The following is a 5,301-nucleotide window of genomic DNA, read 5'->3' on the forward strand; positions in this document are numbered from 1 at the left end:
CACTATAAGGAGTGAACCAATAGACGAAGCTGTGTACATACACTCCAGAGTAAAAAAAGGTTCCTATAAAGAATAATGACGGATATTTACGGAAATAAGCGAAAAAGTCAAAATAGACGCGACTAGATTTCCGAGGAAACTTTTGCTCGAAATGGTAGGCGGTCAGCAGCATGATTAGCATAAAGCCGATATCCATCATGGTTAGAACAGCTGTGGCACTCTTATAAGGCGTATATTTCAAAAGCAACCACGAGCCCGCTATGGCAATGACAACACCATAACAAAAGTTGCGAACGATTCTTTTGTAATCCTTAAGCGCAGATAAGTGCACCGACTGCAGCCAGATAACAATTAATTCGGAGAAGAATAGATAGGCAGCAGCTTTGTAGCCGATTCCTGCTGTCACTTTTCGTAGAAAAAGCCATGCAACAAGCGATCCTATCGGTAATGCCACTGCAATCGCCCCATAATAAGAAGAAAGCAGATGCTCGAATTTTTTTAGATAGATCATATCCGAAATATACCGGGTCACGATCATGGATAACCCTCCGGTAATGAGAACAGAGAAAATGAAACAATACACGACAGTCGCGAKGAAAAGCTGACGTTCCAAATAAGGTGATTCTGCATTGAGCATGAACCTCTGCATAAACACAATAGTGCTCATGCATAAAATCATCGGCCCTACTGTCGTCATAGATGAATAAGCATAGGCTCTGAAGCTATTTAACAGCCCTTGTCCACCAAACAGTCTCCTCAGCTCGAATCCTATACCTGCCATACATTCAACTCCTTATATGAGTCGTACAGACTTTGATAACCTTCAATAAACTGCTTCCTGGTATAGTACTTCCCAGCACGCTCTAGCCCGTTTCTTCCCATATCTTCCCGCAGCTTTTTATTCTTGCAAAGCTTGATGAGAGCTGTCGCCATCTGGTCATAATGCATGACGGGAACGATGATCCCGCACGGGCCTATGTTGTCTTCCCTGCCATGAAGCAGCTCGCGACAGCTTCCCACATCCGTCGCGACAAATGGCATGCCGCTAGCCATTCCTTCAAGAATCGCCAGTGGCATTCCTTCGCTTACACTAGACAGCACTAACATATCCATGCGACCTAAATATTCTTTAATCCGCACTTCCCCGGTAAAAATAATATCCTCCACTTGTAGCGTCTCTACGAGCTGCTGACACTCTTTCAGGTATTCCTCATCCTCCTCGGATGGTCCCATGATATATAACTCAGCATTCGGCACTTCCCGCTTCACAAGCGCAAAGCTTTGAATCATCGTCTTGATATCTTTGATCGGAACCACACGTACGATTGCACCAATGCGCACGATGGAATCGTCTGGACGTTTCTCCTGTATGACTTCTTCATAATCTGCAAGACTAACGCCATTTGGAATGATTTTAATTTTCTCTGGGCTGCAGCCCAGCTCAACTTCAATCTCACGATTTCGATTAAATAAGGTAATAACTTCGTCCGCACTGCCATAAGCACACTCAGACAGTCGGTAMAAGTATTCAATCCATAGGTCTTTAAAATAACCCTTCACCCAGCCAGCTTTAATAATTTCCTCTTCACGTTCACGAGAGTAAATGCCATGCTCCGTTACCAGAAATGGTTTATCATACRGATGTTTCGCTAACGCACCAATTACACCTGCATAACCCGTGGAGACACTGTGATACAGGTCGGCTTTCGGGATATCATGACGGATGGATAGAAATAACGGAAGCACCATKGAGCGAACCGTCCAGAACATTTCCGTGAATGGAATCTGCGGATATCGCTCTTTGCACAACGCTACCAACAAATCGAAATAATCTTTACTCATCAGAAAATCAGCCGCTACACGAAACTGCTTCGTTCGCAGCAAATTAAAGATATCGCTCCATACCACATGACCTTTTCCGCCAAGCAAGGATTGAAACGACACCTGCTCACTTGTTGTCAATCGAAACCGATGACCCCATTCACCTGCTTCCCGCATGTAGGCATCAAGAAATATTTCCTTTACCTCGACTACATTGGACGGCAGTTTATATTTAAATTGACCTCGTTGCTTCTCGAAGGCACCAATGGTGAATATGACAAATTCATGCTCTGGTATATTCGTAATCAAGGAATGAATCCAACTTGAGACCCCTCCGGTTACGTAAGGATAGGAGCCTTCGGCGATGATACAGATACGCATATTCTTCATCCACCCAATTCAATGTCAAATTCATTTTTATTCACAGTAATTAAATAGGTATTTGTGTCAATTTTCTCAACCTTGCAGCCATGAAGCTTGCCTATTTTATTATCCATCCTTGCGATAAAGAATGCGTGGGTCTGAAAAGGTGTAATCTTGCCATGCAGCACATTTCCTTCCCTGCTTAGCGCTACTTGACTCGCAAGTTCTTGCTCCATATCGATTGCAGCCTCCGCTGACGTCATTGCCCTTAGCCAAGGATAGGTTTGATCGATGCGATTAAGCATCTCGGAAAAATTTTTATACATCTTGTTCCATGTTAATCCCCCATTACGATCTTCCGAATAAACGTCATCGGGATGCACAAAATGAGAGAAAATCCCATGAGTCGTTATCGTATTAGCCATTAACCAACGYTCTACTGACCTTTCGGTATATCCAGATGTAACCCTTGGCATCTCCACGATTCCATCATCTGCAATGCTATACTCCTGAATATACGAAAGCTTTTCACCATCTTCTGGATATAAAGAAGCAATAACTGCTAGAGACGGCCAGCTCTTCTTTAAAGCTTCTCTACCTTCCTCACTTAGCACATTCGAAGGAGGGACATAAGAAACCATAGAATAACTAGGAAAAGCCTTGTGTGCGAAATTCACAGCTTCCTTGGTAGCTTCCGCCATGTCATTGATCGTATTCCATGCCGTATACTTGAACGCATCCGCGACTCCTTGGCTGCGTGTTAAGGATTGATGATTATATCCATGCATCCCAATCTCTCCACCGCTCTTCAGCACCTCTCGTCCATAGGAGATGAGTCCCTTGGAATCCTTGTCTGTCGGAGATTCAAATGGAGGCTGCACGCGATTCTGATAAGATTCAATCAGCACAGCCGTATATTTCACATTGTTTTTCTTTGCTACTGCGAGCATATCAGGCCACCAAATATCTTTATAGAATTCAGGCGTCGTTTTGCGATATTCATTATAGATCTCGGGATATATTTTTGTTGTTACCGGTGCAGGAAAATCATCGATATAGACGATCTTTGAATTAAAGATTGGGTATACAAACACAGGCTCCAGCATACTGAGAGCACCCGCAATTAATCCGCGATTTATCTTTTCCTGCAGCATTGTCCCATTAAATACCATAAACTTCCCTTGGCCATATGGATAATCCCACAACATAGGAACGCCATCTGCTGTTTTCACTAAAACTCTGCTCTTCTGATCTAGCTCTACTATCATCACCGAATTTACGATAAACGGATCGTCAACAATTAAATTCTCCTCACCAAGTAGAACATTGGAAGTCAGATGAACCCCCTGCGCCTCAATCTCATCGCCTGCATTCACAATCCCCATCTTACGGTAAAGCCTGTAGAAGGCATCCCCCTTCTTGGGAATCGACTCCTGGAATACATAACCGCCTTGTTTCACATATTGAKCGAGCTCGTCAAGATTACCGATCAACTCCATGCTCATTAATGTGGATATGACAACTTGGCATCCGTTTGCCTGAAACGCTCCGCTTTGGACATCGAACGACTTTGCCGGCTTTTTCAAATACCCCAAAACAAGCTCCGTTTGTGACTTTAGCTTCTTACTGAAATCATCTGTGCCATCAAATACAACACAATAAGGTTTGCCAGAAGTCTGTACCTGATCGACTGCCGGCTTCAACCCTTTCAAGATGCCATTCTCCGTACCGTTGCGGTTAAATTGTAGAATGAATTGCGAATTCGTGACTTGCACGGCGACAGCCAGAAACAAAATGCCGATTAGAATGATGTAGACGTTACGTTTAAGTCTGACTTTTTTCATCTGATTTCTCCTCTGACCAAAACCTCACAACAGTTAATGCCTGATTCGATAATCGTATAGGAGATTTCCTTAGTTCTATCAGTGTCGATTTTAATTTCTCGATCGAACGCATTGTATAATAGACATTCATTAGACTCAGATAAGAATCTTCACGTAGTGGAAATTGCTTTAAATACTGTAACGCAGTTTCTTCCGCTTCTGTAAACTCCCCCAAATCAAGATCCGTTCGAATCTTATCGACATAGACTTCTCTAGCTTCTGGGACTTGTTCAATTAATAATTTCAACACGTTCGTGTAGGTGTAGCTATACTTAATTCGGGTTCGTTCATCTAGAAAACCACTTCTCATATAGGACTTCAATATTTCAGCGTAAGAAAGCAGTACATGAGCGTCCTTCTTATTCTCCTCGAACTTAACCGCCAGCTCTTGCAGATTGATCACTATTTTTCGCTTCATTTCCATAATCGCGCTGACTGCATAATGCGAGGTTTCCGTGTCTTCGTTACTGACGGCCATCTGAAGAACTTCAAGATAGTCCAAAGAGTCCTGCTTCAGCAAATCTATCATTACGCGGCGTCTCGTAGATAAGTCGTTAACTAGCAGCGCTTCCTCCAGCGGGACTACATTCATTTCCTTTTCCGTTTCTAATTTGCTCACAATATTCGGAAGCGTGACGTTTTCGACAAGAATATCGTCGAATAACTCCTTCCTCGCTCGTTCATGACGTGTATCATTCCGTTCATGCCAACGCTTGGAGCGAAAAGAAGGCAACAGAAATCCGATGACAGGAAATCCGACTGCTAGGACGATTCGAACCCAGGCTTCCTTCTTGTCATGTCGATGCCGGATACTGATGTATACAATGCACAATGCCATGTAACTAAGCAGTACCGACTCAAGCATAACTATACTCCTCTTCTACCATGCGCATATAAATGCCATTTTGCTCAAAACGGTTTAAGACGAAGGATGCTTCCTCCTGACTAGAATTAGAGAGAAGAACGACAAGCTTACCGTCCATGCTCATTCCTAGATAATCCGTTTCCCGCAGAAATTTTGAAACCTTTTGAGGCATTTCATCGGAAAATTCAAAGGTTTCAATGGGTGTAAGCAGCATATACTCGACGCCATGCTTATCATTAGCGAGTTGTTTGCTTGCTAATATATCCGCAAAAACCTCCGGCCTCAAAACTGGCGTTCCATCCATATATCTCTGAATAGCCGTTGCCTCCACATAGGAAAGTGCTCGTGACAGAGCAGATGAGATTAAAT

4 protein-coding genes and 1 pseudogene are annotated in these 5,301 nt (G+C 43.3%); all 5 read right to left on the minus strand.

Annotated features, from left to right (window positions below):
• Positions 1-781, minus strand: a 781-nt coding sequence (gene pelG, locus AC1DVJ_RS29830) for an exopolysaccharide Pel transporter PelG (protein WP_477596347.1), incomplete at its 3' end; no start/stop codon positions are given.
• A complete protein-coding gene (gene pelF, locus AC1DVJ_RS29835; RefSeq protein ID WP_477596349.1) occupies positions 769-2,211 on the minus strand; it encodes a GT4 family glycosyltransferase PelF in 1,443 nt (480 codons plus the stop codon). The genes pelG and pelF, both read right to left, overlap by 13 nt.
• On the minus strand, positions 2,208-4,028 hold the full coding sequence (locus tag AC1DVJ_RS29840; protein WP_477596351.1) for a DUF2194 domain-containing protein: 1,821 nt from the start codon (positions 4,026-4,028) through the stop codon (positions 2,208-2,210). The genes pelF and AC1DVJ_RS29840 overlap by 4 nt, the downstream gene beginning before the upstream one ends.
• Positions 4,009-4,932 (minus strand): hypothetical protein, encoded by a 924-nt coding sequence (locus AC1DVJ_RS29845; protein ID WP_477596353.1) that lies wholly within the window; start codon positions 4,930-4,932, stop codon positions 4,009-4,011. Before AC1DVJ_RS29845 ends, AC1DVJ_RS29840 begins: the two co-directional genes overlap by 20 nt.
• Positions 4,925-5,301 (minus strand): annotated as a pseudogene (locus tag AC1DVJ_RS29850) (NAD-dependent epimerase/dehydratase family protein); the annotation flags it as partial. The gene AC1DVJ_RS29845 and the pseudogene AC1DVJ_RS29850, both read right to left, overlap by 8 nt.

It is taken from the genome of Paenibacillus sp. P4_A9, from assembly GCF_056402415.1.